This window comes from Qipengyuania sp. NPDC077410, from assembly GCF_044543405.1.
Classification (GTDB): domain Bacteria; phylum Pseudomonadota; class Alphaproteobacteria; order Sphingomonadales; family Sphingomonadaceae; genus Qipengyuania; species Qipengyuania pacifica.
Window position 1 is genome coordinate 940,561 of sequence record NZ_JBITWB010000002.1, and the last position, 13,550, is coordinate 954,110.

Consider the following 13,550-nt stretch of genomic DNA (forward strand, 5'->3'; position numbering starts at 1 on the left):
ATGGCGAAATTCACCTTCAACATGCCCGATATCGGCGAAGGCATCGCCGAGGCCGAAATCGTGCAGTGGCACAAGCAGGTCGGCGATACGATCACTGAAGACGAGGAATTCGTCGACATGATGACCGACAAGGCCACCGTGCCCATGGAAAGCCCGGTGACCGGCAAGATTCTCGAAATCGCGGGCGGCGAGGGCGACATGGTGTCGATCGGCTCCATGCTCGTTGTAATCGAAGTCGAAGGCGAAGTGCCCGACGAGGTGATCGAGGAAAACGAGGCCGCGGCCGATGCAGCGCCAGCGCCGAAGGACGACGAGGTAGAAGAGCGGATCGAGGTCGAAAATCCCGATCCATCTGATGCCGACGATGCGATGGCTGCCGATCCGAGCCCGCCGCCAGCACCCTCCCCGACGCCTGCCCCTGCACCGGCGCAGAAAGCCGACACACCGGTTCTGGCAACGCCTGCCGTGCGCAAGCGGGCACGCGATCTCGGTGTCGATCTGGCACAGGTGAAGCCGGCCGAAGATGGCCGCGTTCGTCATGGCGATCTGGACCAGTTCCTGTCTTACACGTCGGGTTATGGCGCTGCTGCCAAGACCCGCGAGGACGAGGAGAAGAAGGTCATCGGCATGCGCCGCCGCATTGCCGAGAACATGGCCGCGTCGAAGCGCAACATCCCGCACTTTTCCTACGTGGAAGAATGCGATGTGACTGCGCTGGAAGAACTGCGTGGACAGCTCAATTCCAACCGCGGCGATAAGCCCAAGCTGACGCTGCTTCCGCTGCTGATCACCGCGATCTGCAAGACATTGCCCGATTTCCCGATGATCAACGCACGGTACGACGATGAAGCGGGCGTGGTGACGCGGTATGGCGCGGTGCATCTTGGCATGGCCGCACAGACCGATGCCGGTCTAATGGTGCCCGTCATCAAGAATGCTCAGGCCAAGAACCTGTGGCAGTTGGCCAATGAAATTACGCGTCTGGCCGAGGCAGCCCGAAATGGCACCGCCAAATCGGAAGAGCTGCAAGGCGGGACACTGACGGTGACATCGCTCGGACCGCTTGGCGGGGTAGCGACGACACCGGTCATCAATCGTCCGGAAGTTGCCATCATCGGTCCGAACCGCATCATCGAACGCCCGATGTATGTTACTGGCACGGATGGCGTTGAGCGCATCGAAAAGCGCAAGTTGATGAATATCTCGATCAGTTGCGATCATCGCGTTGTCGATGGTTGGGATGCGGCAAGCTTCATACAGCAGCTGAAGAATTTGCTCGAAAAGCCTGCTCTGATCCTGGTGGACTGACGCGATCCGCTGGCCTTACAGGCTGGCGAGCGCACAGTCGCAAACCGTCTGATAAAATATGCCCGGTGCGTGGGTTGCGATTTAGCAGCCCCGCACCGGGCGCCTGCGTTTGTCCAAAATAGTTTGTAAAATCCCGGCAGCCCCATTTATGTCGGGCAACCCTTTCGGAAATAACGATAAATTCCGGTCCGCGACGATGGGATGCATGATATCGGCATAGGACATTGGCTGAATTAGGCCGCGATCCAACGCGCCGAATTGTGGTAAAACTGGAGGTCGAAAAATGCCCGCACAAAAAGAGCAAAAAAGCGTCACATCGGCCATTGACAGGAATCGGACCCGCCCGTAGATGCGCGGCTCCCAAGTGGCTGCGCGGGTGTAGCTCAGTTGGTTAGAGTGTCGGCCTGTCACGCCGAAGGTCGCGGGTTCGAGTCCCGTCACTCGCGCCACTTGGGAATTTTCTCTACAATTCGACTATCGTCAAAGCGCCTTGTTTGAAGGTGTGCCGACGACCTATCGCGCGCTCTTCCCGAACGGCGTTACATGGCGCTCGACATGCGCCGGGGATCAACCCCAGCGGCCGGTTTCCATCCAGATGAGAAAGCGCCTGAGCGGCAGCAGCCAAATCAGGCCCAGAATGATGTAAATGAGCGTCTGGACCAGCGTAGGCCAATCGCCGATCACACCGGGGGCATAACGCGCGATGACAATCCCGTAGATCGCCAGCACCACCAGCAGGCCGAGAATGCCGACGGGAATGCGCCAGGTCGGTTCTTTCCTCATGCGAAAGGTCCGTACATGCGCGTGGGTGTTACGACCGCCCCGAGGGGTATGTCGTGCGGCTCCGTGGGCAGTGTGTCGACGAGCTGACAGTCCCAGGCGAGCCCGATCGTTGTCGTACCGGGATGCGCAGCAAGCCAGCGATCATAGTGGCCGCCACCCTGACCGACGCGACCGCCGGCTTCGGTAAAGCCGACCAACGGTACGAACAGGACGTCGGGGACGATTTCTTCCGTCGCAGTCGTCGGCTGCTTGATGCCGAAGGGCCCCGTTTCAAGATCGCTTTCATCGTGAGGATCCACGAAGCGGCGGAATTGCATCCGCGTATTCATGGCCGAAAAATGCGGCAACGAGATTTCGTGCCCCTGTTCGAAAAAATAGCGCGCGTAGGCCGCTGTCGGCGCTTCGGAAGAGCCGGCGTGATAAAGCCCGATGGTCGCATCGTTCGGTATCATTTCCATGAGGGGTGCAGGGGGGCGCATGAACACGAGCGTGCGCATGCTATCGGGAAGGGCGGCCACGTGTTCACGCCGTTTGGCGCGAAGCTGCTTTCTGAGATCGTTCTTGGTCACACACAGGTCCTTATCGGCAGATCACTCCGGCGTCCAAGGGATCAACGATGGGGAGGGATGGTGAGTGGCGGAACCACCATGGGTCGTTTCCGGCGAAATCCTCTGACGCGAAAACGTCAGGTGGGTACCGTTTGCCCCAATCCCACGGCCGAACCGGTGGACCAGGGCAGGGACAGCTCCCATGGATTGCTTATAGCCTCAGGGATATTCATGCGGCTCGTGCCGGGCAGTCCCGCCATGCCCTATTTAGGAGGTACTGCCGCTACCCTCAAGGGTGGAAGCGGCATTCTCGAGCGCGATGGCCATGCGTTCGAGCTGATTGCCCAGACGATCCGTGTCGAAACCAGGTTCTGTGGCCGGTAAAGGCCTGTCCCGTGCTTCTTCCACTTCGTCGGCAAGTATGAGCGCGGCGAACAGCAGGTTCTTGGCATCGTTACTGGACAGATTATTGCCCATCGCACTCAGTTTGCCATCGATCACGCCGGCAAGGTGCCGAACATGATCTTCCTGCCCATCGGCACAAGAGACGGTATAGTTGCGGCCACCGATCGAAAGGGTGACGTCGCTCATCGCTTCAGACCTTCGATGAGATCGTCGAGTTGCGAAATGCTGCCCGACACCCGTTTGCGCAGCGTTTCATAGCGTTCGGCCAGTTCGGCATCGCCCGCATCTGTCGCTGCAGTCGAATGGGAGGCCAAGGCGGCCTGCGTTTCGATCCGCGCAAGGGCGCGATCGATGCGGTCCATGGCATTTTTGATGCGGTCGGAACTCATAAGGCGTGCAGAATACCGATTTTGCCGCGGCGAGGCAAAGGTTTGCAGCCGCCTGTTGATAAGTGAAGTGAAGGGGGCGGTAGCTGTGAATGCCCACCTGCGCGGGTTGACCTTGCGCGCGCGCTCCGCGAAGGCTTCGCGCGCGTCGAATCGGCCCCTTTTTCCGGAGAAATTTCCCATGAGTCTCGCCACATCTCGCATGGTCCCGATGGCCAACGCCATCAGGGCGCTTTCGATGGATGCGGTACAGGCTGCAAACTCAGGGCATCCGGGAATGCCGATGGGTATGGCCGATGTGGCGACCGTGTTGTGGAGCGAGTATCTCAAGCATGATCCCAAGGCCCCCGGCTGGGCCGATCGGGACCGCTTCGTGCTGTCGGCCGGACACGGTTCGATGCTGATTTATTCGCTTCTTCATCTGTCGGGATACGAACGTCCGACGATGGAAGACATCCGCAATTTCCGCCAGATCGGCAGCCCTTGCGCGGGGCATCCGGAAAACTTCCTTCTCGACGGCGTGGAAAGCACGACCGGTCCGCTGGGCCAGGGCCTGGCGATGTCCGTCGGAATGGCCATGGCCGAACGTCATCTCAATGCGACGTTTGGTGACGAGATCGTCGATCATCGCACTTGGGTGATTGCCGGTGACGGTTGCCTGATGGAAGGCATCAATCACGAAGCGATCGGCCTTGCCGGACACCTCAAGCTGGGCCGTCTGACGGTGTTCTGGGACGACAACAACATCACTATCGACGGGACGACCGACCTTTCGACAAGCGAAAACATCAAGGCGCGTTACGAAGCGACCGGATGGCATGTTGTTAGCTGCGACGGCCACGATTTCGACGATATCCGGCGGGCGATCGACGAAGCGGTTGCCGACGAACGCCCGTCGCTCATCGCCTGCAAAACGGTGATCGGAAAGGGAGCGCCCAACAAGCAGGGAACCAGCGCAACGCACGGCGCACCACTGGGCGATGACGAAATAACCGCGGCGCGCGGTGTACTGGGCTGGGAAGCGGCACCGTTCGAAATTCCCGAAGAAGTGCTGTCGGACTGGCGCGGCACGGCGGACGACGGCGCGCGGGCGCACAGCGAATGGCAGATGCGCCTCGACGGGTATGCGCAGAAGGCGGAGTTCCAGCGCCGGATGGCGGGCGAGCTGCCCAAGGACTTCAGTCTCGACAAATATATCAAGGGGTTGATCGATCAACCTCAGAAGGTTGCGACGCGCAAGGCCAGCGAAATGGCCTTGGCGGAAATCAACACCGGCCTTCCCGAAACGATCGGCGGTAGCGCCGACCTTACCGGTTCGAACAACACCAAGGCGGGCGGTATCGGCCCGTTCACGGCCGATGATTACAGCGGCCGCTATGTCTATTACGGTATTCGCGAATTCGGCATGGCCGCAGCGATGAACGGCATGGCACTGCACGGCGGCGTCATTCCTTATGGCGGTACGTTCCTAGTGTTCACCGATTATTGCCGCGCGGCCATCCGGTTGTCGGCCCTGCAGCAGGCGCGGGTCGTTTATGTCATGACGCATGACAGCATCGGATTGGGGGAAGACGGCCCGACCCATCAGCCCATCGAGCATGTCCAGTCGCTGCGCATGATGCCCAATCTGCTGGTCATGCGCCCCGCCGATGCAGTCGAAACCGCGGAATGCTGGGACATCGCGCTGCGCCAGCCCGATCGTCCGACGGTGCTCGCGCTGAGCCGCCAGAACCTGCCGCAGATGCGGACGCACCAGCTTTCCGAAAACATGACCGGGCGCGGTGGTTACCGGCTCAAGGCGGCGCAGGCTGCGCGGCGTGTCATCCTGATTGCGACCGGATCAGAGCTGCATGTGGCGATGGAATGCGCAGAAAAGCTGGAAGCGGACGGTATCGGTGCCGATGTCGTATCGATGGTGTGCACGCAGCTTTTCGACGAGCAAGACGATGCCTATCGCGCCGACATTCTGCCCGACGTTTCGCCCGACGAAGTTTTGCGGGTGAGCATCGAAGCGGGCACCACCTTCGGGTGGGATCGCTATACGATGACCAATGGCTTGCGCATCGGGATCGATCGGTTCGGGGCAAGCGCGCCAGCCGAAGATCTGTTTGAAAAATTCGGCCTCACTGCGGACGCGATCGTTCCGCAAATCATGAATAAACTGAACGCTTAAGCAGGAGTTCTTTCCAATGGCGACCAAGGTTGCAATCAACGGTTTCGGACGTATCGGCCGCCTCGTGGCGCGCGCCATTCTCGAGCGCGACGACCATGATCTGGATCTCGTCAGCATCAACGATCTGGCGGATACGAAATCGAACGCGATCCTGTTTCAGTACGATTCGACGCACGGGCGCTTCCCCGGCACTGTCGAAGTGGGCGACAACGCGATCATCGTAAACGGCAAGTCGATCGCCGTGACCAGCGAGCGCGAGCCCGGCAAACTGCCGCATGGTGAGCAGGGCGTGGACATTGTGCTGGAATGCACCGGTTTCTTCCAGTCGGACGAGGCGTGCCGCCCGCATCTCGATGCAGGTGCCAAGCGTGTGCTGATCTCAGCCCCGGCAAAGGGTGTTTCCGCGACGATCGTCTTCGGCGTCAATGACGAGACCCTGACAGCGGAAGACGTGATCGTCTCCAACGCCAGCTGCACGACTAACTGCCTCTCGCCGATGGCCAAGGTGCTGCACGAAACCGTCGGTATCGAGCGTGGTTTCATGACCACGATCCACAGCTACACTAACGACCAGCGCATGCTCGATCAGATGCATGGCGACATGCGCCGCGCACGCGGCGGGGCGCAGAACATGATCCCGACAACGACCGGCGCTGCCCGCGCGGTCGGCCTCGTACTGCCCGAACTGGCAGGTAAGCTCGACGGGTCGAGCGTGCGTGTGCCGACGCCGAATGTCAGCCTTGTCGATCTCGTCTTCACCCCCGGCCGCGACACCAGCGCCGAGGAACTGAACGCGGCATTGAAGGCCGCGGCGGAAGGCAAGATGAAGGGTGTGCTCGATTACACCGACCAGCCACTCGTCTCTTCGGACTTCAATCACTATCCTGCCAGCTCGACGATCGACAGCCTCGAAACCAGCGTGATGGAGGGCAAGCTTGCCCGCGTCGTGAGCTGGTACGACAACGAATGGGGCTTCTCCAACCGCATGATCGACACCGCCGGCGTGATGGCGAAGTTCCTCTAAGGACATTGGCATGAGCAGCTTCAGGACCCTGGACGACCTTGGCGAGATCACCGGCAAGGTTGCGCTGGTGCGCGTCGATCTCAATCTTCCGATGCAGGAAGGCCGGGCATCGGACGTCACCCGTGTCGAGGTTGTCAAACCGACCATCCTCGAACTGGCCGATAAAGGCGCCAAGGTCTTGTTGCTTGCCCATTTCGGCCGACCGAAGGGTCAGCGCCATTCGACCATGAGCACCAGCATGGTTCAGGGCGACATCGAGCGCGTGCTCGACCGTGAAATCATGTTCATTCCCGAAGTCATGGGGCCGGTCGTCGAACAGTCGATCGGAATTCTGCGCGATGGTGATATCGGGCTGCTCGACAATGTCCGCTTCTGGCCCGGCGAAGAAGCCAACGATCCGGAGTTCGCCAAGGGTATCGCGGCGAACGGCGATTTCTATGTGAACGATGCGTTTTCTGCCGCGCATCGCGCGCATGCGTCGACCGAAGGGTTGGCGCGTCTTCTCCCGGCATATGCAGGCCGCGCCATGGAGGCCGAACTAAAAGCGCTGGATGCGGCGCTAGGCAATCCCGAGGCGCCGGTAGCGGCTGTCGTCGGGGGAGCAAAGGTTTCGACCAAGCTCGACGTGCTCCACAATCTGGTCGGTAAGGTCCAGCACCTCATCATCGGCGGGGGCATGGCCAACACCTTCCTGGCGGCGAAGGGAGTGGATGTTGGCAAATCGCTGTGCGAGCACGATCTGACCGACACTGCCAACCGCATAATGGACGAGGCGGACCATGCAGGATGCACTGTGCATCTGCCTTACGATGTGGTGGTTGCAAAAGAATTCGCCGCGAATCCGCCGAGCATGCGGACCTGCAATGTGCATGAAGTCGCCGCCGACGAAATGATCCTCGACGTAGGTCCGCTCGCGGTCGAAGCGCTTGCCGACGTGCTCAAGACATGCCGGACGCTGGTGTGGAACGGGCCGCTCGGCGCGTTCGAAACCCAGCCGTTTGATGCGGCGACGGTTGCGCTTGCCAAGACGGCTGCAGCGCTCACGCAGGATGGTTCGCTGACATCGGTTGCCGGCGGCGGCGATACGGTCGCAGCGCTGGCGCATGCCGGTGTGAAGGACGAATTCACTTTCGTTTCCACGGCCGGCGGGGCTTTCCTGGAGTGGATGGAAGGCAAGCCCTTGCCCGGCGTTGCCGCACTGTCGGCTTAGGAGCACGCGGATATGACCGAGATCGTCGAGCCCAGCCACGGTCCAATCGCGATCACCGAAGGCGAATGGTCGGGGTGGTCCACCTGGAAATCTGACGCGTTCGAGCAGACGGCGGGACCGTTCTACGAAAAGCAGGACACGAACGGCGACTGGATTTGTGCCTTCGTCGCCGAGCAACGTCACATGAATGGTGCAGGCTTCATGCACGGCGGTTGCCTGATGACCTTTGCAGATGCTGCGCTGTTCACCATCGCCCGCAACGAGATGCGTGACAGCTACGGCGTGACGATGAACCTTGCAGGCGATTTCCTGGCCGCGGGCAAGGCCGGACAGCGCATCGAGGGCAGGGGGGAAGTGACGCGCGGCGGCGGTAAAACCGTGTTCGTACGCGGCATAGTGACGGGCGATGGAACGCCGCTGCTCAGCTTTTCCGGCATTATCCGCAAAACCGGCAAGCGAGCCGACAGGATTGGCGACTGATCACCGATATTCGGGATTTGGCGCATCGAACCGGCGCCCATCGTTCCACAGACCGACCGAATTCCCGTGGGCAGGAATGCCCCCAGCATCCTTGAGCATGCGTGCCATGTGCATCAGGTTCCAGGTCATGAACGTGGTGTTGCGACGGGTGAAGTCGTTGTCGAAGCCGACATATCCCTCACCATCTTCCCTGGCATCGCCATAGCTCGGCCCCGGTCCGGCTTCGCCTACCCAGCCGGCATCAGCTTGTGGAGGAATGGTGTAACCGACATGCTGTAGCGAGTAGAGCACGCCCATACCCACGTGCTTGATGCCGTCTTCATTGCCGGTCACGATGCAGCCACCGACCTTGCCATAGAAAACGTACTGGCCCTTCTCGTTGGTCTGACCCGAGTGGGCGTAGAGCCGCTCGATCAAGCGCTGGCAGACGCTGGATTTCTCGCCAAGCCAGATGGGCGTACCGACCACGAGAATATCGGCGGCCTTTACCTTCTCCCAGATATTCGGCCAATCATCTTGGTCGGCGCCGTGTTCGGTCATGTCGGGGAACACGCCCGGGGCGATGTTGTGATCGACCAAGCGAACTTGTTCGATCGCTACGCCATTCCGCGCGAGAATGGCTTCGGCAATACCGAGTAGCTTGTCGGTGTGCGAGCCTTCAGGGCTGAGCTTGAGGGTACAGTTGATTGTCAGCGCTTTCAGATCAGAGAAATCGGTCTGATCGCTGCTGGTATGCGGATCGTTCTTGTCGTTCGGCATGTCGTCTCCTTCGCTCAATACGAAATACGATCGGCTTGGCGATAAGTTACCGATCGGCTGTTGCAGGTGCGAAAGCGCCTTTGTATGTGCGGCGCATACGAATGCATGAACACAATCGAGTGACGGGGTTCCGAGATGACTTTCGATGAAATGAAGGCGCGTATCGCACAGGGCCGAGGCTTTATTGCAGCACTTGACCAGTCCGGCGGGTCGACCCCCAAGGCACTCAAGGGTTACGGCGTCGAAGACGGTGCGTGGACGAGCGAAGAAGAGATGTTCGGCCTGATCCACGAAATGCGTCAGCGCATTATCGAAGCCCCTTGCTTCGGCAACGGCAAGGTCATCGGCGCAATCCTTTTCGAAAAAACCATGGAGGGCGAAAGCGCCGGCAAGAGCGTTCCGGAACGCCTGAAAGAGCGCGGCATCGTGCCGTTTCTCAAGGTCGACAAGGGTCTCGAGGACGAACGCGACGGCGCCCAACTGATGAAGCCCAACCCCGGCCTTGAAGACATGTGCAACCGCGCGCGAGAACTGGGGGTATTCGGCACCAAGATGCGTAGCGTCATCAAGTCGGCGGACCCGGTCGGAATCAAGGCAGCCGTTCGCCAGCAGTTTGCCGAAGGCGCAAGGATCTTGAGCTGCGGTCTGATCCCGATGCTGGAACCGGAGTATGACATCACTGCGGCCGACCGCGCCGAGGGTGAGACAATCATGCTGGAGGCGATCGAGGAGGGTCTTGAGGCACTGCCCGCAGGTCAGCAGGTCATGTTGAAACTCTCGATCCCCAAGGAAGCCGGATTATATGCAACGCTCGCAAAACACCCCAAGGTGTTGCGCGTCGTCGCACTTTCGGGTGGTTATTCGACAGAAGACGCTTGCCGCGAACTTGCAAAGAATCCGGGAATGATCGCAAGTTTCAGCCGAGGCCTCTTGCAGGACCTGCGAGCCTCGCAAAGCGACGAGGAATTCGACGGCGCCTTGTCGAGTGCCATCGACCAGATCCACGCTGCCAGCGTCGCCTGATTCTCTGGCGTCAGCGCTGCTCGAATACGAAGCGATATTCGCCGACCGGGATTTCCCGGTCGGTCGTCTTTTCAGGTGTAGCCGAAACAAGCACGTACGTCCGCCCGAGTATCTCGTAAGGTTCGCCCAGGGTCAGAGGGGCTGTCTGCTTCCAGTGCGTGGCGGCGATCCGCGTCGACACAGTGAGCTTTCCGGCCCAAACGCAGCGCGCATTCATAGGGCAGCGGCTGTCTTCCGCGACGGCCAGGGGCGTCAGGATCGTATCGCCGGTCCAGACAGGCTGATTGATCCCGACTGCAGTGCCTCGCGAGGCCGCATCTCCGTTCGACATGGGTGTGTCCGGGATAATTGCGCAGGCAGATAGCGGCGCGAGGATGGCGGCAGCGAATAGGGCTTTCATACGACCCGATAAACGATCGTCACGCTTTCGGAGTTCTGAACGCGTGACGAAATGAGAGGATCGCATTACAGAACGCGGTCTATGACAGATTGCCAGCTTTACCTCATTTCGCCGCTCGATGTTTCGGGTGATTTCCCCCAGCGACTGGAACGAGCGCTCGATGCGGGAACCGGGATTGCGACCGCGTTCCAGTTTCGCGTGAAGGGCATCGACCAGCACGAAGCCGCGAAGCTGGCGGAGCCCCTGCAGGCGATCTGCGCTGCACGTGACGTGGCCTTCATCGTGAACGACGATGTTGCTTTGGCAAAGCGGCTGAACGCGGATGGCGTGCATCTGGGGCAGGGCGACGGAGAACCGAAAGAGGCCAGGGAAGAACTTGGCCGCGACATCCAGATCGGGGTTACCTGTCACGCATCGAAGCATCTGGCGATGGAAGCCGGTGAGGCCGGCGCGGATTACGTCGCGTTCGGTGCATTCTTCGACAGCACGACGAAGGCGAGCGAGCACCGTCCTGATCTGGAAATTCTCGAATGGTGGAGCACGCTGTTCGAAATCCCGTGCGTCGCCATTGGTGGCATAACGCCCGAAAACTGCAAGCCGCTGATCGACGCAGGGGCCGATTTCCTCGCTATCTCAGGTTCGGTCTGGAACGGCGACGAAGTCGCGGCGATCAAAGCCTTTGCGGAGCAAATCGGGACGGCATGAGTTTGCTATCCTGAAGGGGCGGGCCACGTCCCGGTTCAGGAGACTTCCCCCGTGCGTTCAATGATTTTCGTCGCTGTGTCCTCACTCGCTCTGGCCGGGTGTGGCATGCAGGGGCAGGACAACGACAGCGAAACCGACACAGCTGTTGCTGCGAAAGGTAGCACAGATCTAGGTTACGACACCTATGGCGCTGACAATCTGGCCGACACGATGGCGTCGAACGACGATGCGCATCTCAACGGCTCCGATGCCGATCGTAACGCGGTTGCCGTTGCAGAAGAAGAACGCCCCATCATGCAGGCTCAGGTGGTTCTCGATCGGGTTGGCTTTGGTCCTGGCGTGATCGACGGAAAGATGGGCATGAGCACGGAGAATGCCTTGCGTGGTTTTCAGGAGGCCAATGACCTCGAAACCACCGGCGAGCTCGACGATCCGACCAGGGCTGCCCTCTCGAAATGGGAAAAGATTCCCGCGACACGCGTGGTGACCATTCCTTCCAACTGGTCGAGCGCGCAGTATTCCGAAATTCCCGACGATCCCGCCGATTTGGCGAAGCTGAAGAAGCTGGGATATACATCGCTGGATGAGCGATTGGCCGAGCGGTTCCATACCACTGTGGATGTTCTCAAGCAGTTGAACCCGAAGGTCGGCACCTCACGCACGCAAGGGGCGGCTCAACCACGTTCGGTCGCGTCCGGCTCGCCAGAGACGCCTCAGTCCCAGGACTATTTTACTGCGGGACAGGAAATCCGTGTGCCGAACATCGGGGCAGATCGAATCAAGCCCGGATCGGTAAACAATAGCGATTGGCAAAAGACGCTGGCCTCCCTGGGCGTAGGGTCAGAGCAGCCAGAAGTGGGCCGCATCGTAGTGAGCAAGGCGGGAAAGACGCTGAAGGCCTATCAAGGCGACAAGCTGGTCGCCTTGTTCACCGTCAGTTCCGGGTCGAGCCAGTACCCGCTGCCGCTGGGAGAATGGGACATCGTCGGCGAAGCCTACAACCCGACATATAGTTACGACCCCGAGGTGCTGGGCAAGAACGGGTCAGACGATGGTACACACGAATTTGCGCCGGGCCCGAATTCACCCGTGGGCGTGGTGTGGATCGATCTCAGCAAGGATCACTATGGCATCCATGGAACGCCCGACCCCGAAACTATCGGCCGTGCGCAGAGCAGTGGCTGTGTCCGCCTGACCAATTGGGACGCTGCGCGGCTTGCAGGTATGGTCTCGCAATCAACTCAAGTGATTTTCGAAGCGTAAGCCGCTAGTCTCGTCTGATGAAGATCGTCGACCGGATTTTGACCATTGTGATCACCGCCACACTGACCAGCGCAGTATGGATCGTGGCGGGTGGCAGCCTCATCGAAAATGCCAACAGTTCCAGCCAGATCAAGGTGACCCGGCCAGCGGCCGCTGCACCTAGCCCTTCGCCGAGTGAAACCGCGGGCGCCGAACCGCTGGATACTCCGGTGGCGGAATCGACTGTCACCGTACAGCCAAACCAGTTGCTGATTCCGGTGCAGAACATCCGCCCGAGCGATCTTAGCGATACCTATAGCGATTCGCGCGATGGCGGTTCGCGTCTTCACGAGGCGCTCGACATTATGGCCCCCAAGGGGACCAGCGTACTATCAGCGACGCCGGGCGTAATCGAACGGCTGTTTCAGTCCGATGCGGGCGGGAAGACGATTTATGTCCGCTCGGTCGATGGCGAGACGATCTATTACTATGCGCATCTCGATGATTATGCGCAGGGTCTGAAAGAAGGTCAGCGGGTCCGCCGTGGTCAGCGGATCGGAACGGTGGGAAGTTCTGGTAACGCCTCGGAAGATGCGCCGCATCTGCACTTCGCGATACTACAGACGACCAAAGACGCAGAATGGTGGGAACCGGCGACTGCGATCAATCCGTTTCCGCTACTAAGCAACAGGTGATCAGTTTTTCACCGGACCCGAACGATGGCAGCGCAGGCGCCCGAGTTTGCCATCGCTTCCGACCTCTTGAAGAATGCCGGAACCTAGCCGCATGAATTTCATGCCGCGCATGGGGCCCCGAGTGAAGGTCACTTGCTTACCTTCCATGAGATAGGTCCCGGCACTGTTGCCCGAGCGATAGCTTGAGCCGCCAATGATGGTAAAGTCGCGGGCATCCTGTTCGAGCCAGGCCGAACCGGCGGCATCGCCCGGCAAGGCGCAGATATATTCGCCTTGGTCTAGCAGAGCCAAGCGGCCTTGCGCGGAAGCCGGTGCAGTCGTTGCAGTTGCAAGCGCGGCGAGCAGGATGAATCTGTTGGTCTGTTTCATGTCCGGTATCCGAATAACGATATAGCGATGTTCGCCCCGT

Annotated in this window: 16 protein-coding genes and 1 tRNA gene; 10 read left to right on the top strand and 7 right to left on the bottom strand. The window is 60.0% G+C overall.

Features of this window, described 5'->3' with window-relative positions:
- Entirely contained in the window at window positions 1–1,308 is a 1,308-nt protein-coding gene (locus ACIGGE_RS12525) for a dihydrolipoamide acetyltransferase family protein (protein WP_397490607.1), read from the top strand.
- A 372-nt stretch (window positions 1,309–1,680) separates the two neighbouring features.
- A tRNA-Asp gene (locus tag ACIGGE_RS12530) sits at window positions 1,681–1,757 on the top strand.
- Between the two features lie 118 nt (window positions 1,758–1,875).
- Here ACIGGE_RS12530 and ACIGGE_RS12535 read toward each other — a convergent pair.
- From ACIGGE_RS12535 to ACIGGE_RS12550, 4 genes are all read right to left on the bottom strand, one after another.
- Complete coding sequence (locus ACIGGE_RS12535; RefSeq protein WP_221597502.1) at window positions 1,876–2,091, bottom strand: DUF2842 domain-containing protein; 216 nt, start codon at window positions 2,089–2,091, stop codon at window positions 1,876–1,878.
- Window positions 2,088–2,660, bottom strand: a complete 573-nt coding sequence (locus tag ACIGGE_RS12540; RefSeq protein WP_397490608.1) for a 5-formyltetrahydrofolate cyclo-ligase — start codon at window positions 2,658–2,660, stop codon at window positions 2,088–2,090. Before ACIGGE_RS12540 ends, ACIGGE_RS12535 begins: the two co-directional genes overlap by 4 nt.
- A gap of 246 nt (window positions 2,661–2,906) precedes the next feature.
- On the bottom strand, window positions 2,907–3,230 hold the full coding sequence (locus ACIGGE_RS12545) for a cell division protein ZapA (RefSeq protein ID WP_397490609.1): 324 nt from the start codon (window positions 3,228–3,230) through the stop codon (window positions 2,907–2,909).
- The gene (locus ACIGGE_RS12550) at window positions 3,227–3,406 is read right to left on the bottom strand and encodes a hypothetical protein (protein ID WP_234003115.1); all 180 of its coding nucleotides are present in this window, start codon (window positions 3,404–3,406) and stop codon (window positions 3,227–3,229) included. Before ACIGGE_RS12550 ends, ACIGGE_RS12545 begins: the two co-directional genes overlap by 4 nt.
- A 205-nt stretch (window positions 3,407–3,611) precedes the next feature.
- On the opposite strand from ACIGGE_RS12550, the gene tkt reads away from it, so the two are divergent.
- Genes tkt through ACIGGE_RS12570 form a run of 4 tightly spaced genes read left to right on the top strand, consistent with a single transcriptional unit; the run spans window position 3,612 to window position 8,317 of the window.
- Entirely contained in the window at window positions 3,612–5,603 is a 1,992-nt protein-coding gene (tkt, locus tag ACIGGE_RS12555; protein WP_397490610.1) for a transketolase, read from the top strand.
- A 16-nt stretch (window positions 5,604–5,619) separates the two neighbouring features.
- On the top strand, window positions 5,620–6,627 hold the full coding sequence (gene gap, locus ACIGGE_RS12560) for a type I glyceraldehyde-3-phosphate dehydrogenase (protein ID WP_103023337.1): 1,008 nt from the start codon (window positions 5,620–5,622) through the stop codon (window positions 6,625–6,627).
- Between the two features lie 10 nt (window positions 6,628–6,637).
- The gene (locus ACIGGE_RS12565) at window positions 6,638–7,837 is read left to right on the top strand and encodes a phosphoglycerate kinase (RefSeq protein WP_397490611.1); all 1,200 of its coding nucleotides are present in this window, start codon (window positions 6,638–6,640) and stop codon (window positions 7,835–7,837) included.
- A gap of 12 nt (window positions 7,838–7,849) precedes the next feature.
- A complete protein-coding gene (locus ACIGGE_RS12570) occupies window positions 7,850–8,317 on the top strand; it encodes a PaaI family thioesterase (RefSeq protein ID WP_397490612.1) in 468 nt (155 codons plus the stop codon).
- Here ACIGGE_RS12570 and ACIGGE_RS12575 read toward each other — a convergent pair whose 3' ends face one another.
- Window positions 8,318–9,076 carry a flavodoxin family protein gene (locus ACIGGE_RS12575; RefSeq protein WP_397490613.1) on the bottom strand — a complete coding sequence of 253 codons (759 nt, stop codon included), beginning with the start codon at window positions 9,074–9,076 and terminating at the stop codon, window positions 8,318–8,320.
- Between the two features lie 135 nt (window positions 9,077–9,211).
- Between ACIGGE_RS12575 and ACIGGE_RS12580 the strand changes: the two genes are divergently transcribed.
- Window positions 9,212–10,099 (top strand): fructose bisphosphate aldolase, encoded by an 888-nt coding sequence (locus tag ACIGGE_RS12580; RefSeq protein WP_397490614.1) that lies wholly within the window; start codon window positions 9,212–9,214, stop codon window positions 10,097–10,099.
- Between the two features lie 10 nt (window positions 10,100–10,109).
- On the opposite strand, the gene ACIGGE_RS12585 is transcribed toward ACIGGE_RS12580, so the two are convergent.
- Complete coding sequence (locus ACIGGE_RS12585) at window positions 10,110–10,499, bottom strand: hypothetical protein (RefSeq protein ID WP_397490615.1); 390 nt, start codon at window positions 10,497–10,499, stop codon at window positions 10,110–10,112.
- A gap of 81 nt (window positions 10,500–10,580) precedes the next feature.
- Between ACIGGE_RS12585 and thiE the strand changes: the two genes are divergently transcribed.
- Genes thiE through ACIGGE_RS12600 form a run of 3 tightly spaced genes read left to right on the top strand, consistent with a single transcriptional unit; the run spans window position 10,581 to window position 13,141 of the window.
- Window positions 10,581–11,204 carry a thiamine phosphate synthase gene (thiE, locus tag ACIGGE_RS12590; RefSeq protein WP_397490616.1) on the top strand — a complete coding sequence of 208 codons (624 nt, stop codon included), beginning with the start codon at window positions 10,581–10,583 and terminating at the stop codon, window positions 11,202–11,204.
- A gap of 60 nt (window positions 11,205–11,264) precedes the next feature.
- Window positions 11,265–12,467 carry a L,D-transpeptidase family protein gene (locus ACIGGE_RS12595; RefSeq protein ID WP_397490767.1) on the top strand — a complete coding sequence of 401 codons (1,203 nt, stop codon included), beginning with the start codon at window positions 11,265–11,267 and terminating at the stop codon, window positions 12,465–12,467.
- A gap of 17 nt (window positions 12,468–12,484) precedes the next feature.
- The gene (locus ACIGGE_RS12600) at window positions 12,485–13,141 is read left to right on the top strand and encodes a M23 family metallopeptidase (RefSeq protein WP_103023343.1); all 657 of its coding nucleotides are present in this window, start codon (window positions 12,485–12,487) and stop codon (window positions 13,139–13,141) included.
- Here the strand turns inward: ACIGGE_RS12600 and ACIGGE_RS12605 are convergent, their stop codons facing one another.
- Entirely contained in the window at window positions 13,142–13,510 is a 369-nt protein-coding gene (locus ACIGGE_RS12605; protein WP_248284254.1) for a hypothetical protein, read from the bottom strand. It lies immediately after the preceding gene.
- Window positions 13,511–13,550 lie beyond the last annotated feature (40 nt).

What these genes read in the sequence shown, in the direction of transcription:
- ACIGGE_RS12525 (WP_397490607.1), top strand. Translation starts at nt 1, where the DNA reads ATGGCGAAATTCACCTTCAACATGCCCGATATCGGCGAAGGCATCGCC.
- ACIGGE_RS12535 (WP_221597502.1), bottom strand. Translation starts at nt 2,091, where the DNA reads ATGAGGAAAGAACCGACCTGGCGCATTCCCGTCGGCATTCTCGGCCTG.
- ACIGGE_RS12545 (WP_397490609.1), bottom strand. Translation starts at nt 3,230, where the DNA reads ATGAGCGACGTCACCCTTTCGATCGGTGGCCGCAACTATACCGTCTCT.
- ACIGGE_RS12550 (WP_234003115.1), bottom strand. Translation starts at nt 3,406, where the DNA reads ATGGACCGCATCGATCGCGCCCTTGCGCGGATCGAAACGCAGGCCGCC.
- tkt (WP_397490610.1), top strand. Translation starts at nt 3,612, where the DNA reads ATGAGTCTCGCCACATCTCGCATGGTCCCGATGGCCAACGCCATCAGG.
- gap (WP_103023337.1), top strand. Translation starts at nt 5,620, where the DNA reads ATGGCGACCAAGGTTGCAATCAACGGTTTCGGACGTATCGGCCGCCTC.
- ACIGGE_RS12565 (WP_397490611.1), top strand. Translation starts at nt 6,638, where the DNA reads ATGAGCAGCTTCAGGACCCTGGACGACCTTGGCGAGATCACCGGCAAG.
- ACIGGE_RS12570 (WP_397490612.1), top strand. Translation starts at nt 7,850, where the DNA reads ATGACCGAGATCGTCGAGCCCAGCCACGGTCCAATCGCGATCACCGAA.
- ACIGGE_RS12575 (WP_397490613.1), bottom strand. Translation starts at nt 9,076, where the DNA reads ATGCCGAACGACAAGAACGATCCGCATACCAGCAGCGATCAGACCGAT.
- ACIGGE_RS12580 (WP_397490614.1), top strand. Translation starts at nt 9,212, where the DNA reads ATGACTTTCGATGAAATGAAGGCGCGTATCGCACAGGGCCGAGGCTTT.
- ACIGGE_RS12585 (WP_397490615.1), bottom strand. Translation starts at nt 10,499, where the DNA reads ATGAAAGCCCTATTCGCTGCCGCCATCCTCGCGCCGCTATCTGCCTGC.
- thiE (WP_397490616.1), top strand. Translation starts at nt 10,581, where the DNA reads ATGACAGATTGCCAGCTTTACCTCATTTCGCCGCTCGATGTTTCGGGT.
- ACIGGE_RS12595 (WP_397490767.1), top strand. Translation starts at nt 11,265, where the DNA reads ATGATTTTCGTCGCTGTGTCCTCACTCGCTCTGGCCGGGTGTGGCATG.
- ACIGGE_RS12600 (WP_103023343.1), top strand. Translation starts at nt 12,485, where the DNA reads ATGAAGATCGTCGACCGGATTTTGACCATTGTGATCACCGCCACACTG.
- ACIGGE_RS12605 (WP_248284254.1), bottom strand. Translation starts at nt 13,510, where the DNA reads ATGAAACAGACCAACAGATTCATCCTGCTCGCCGCGCTTGCAACTGCA.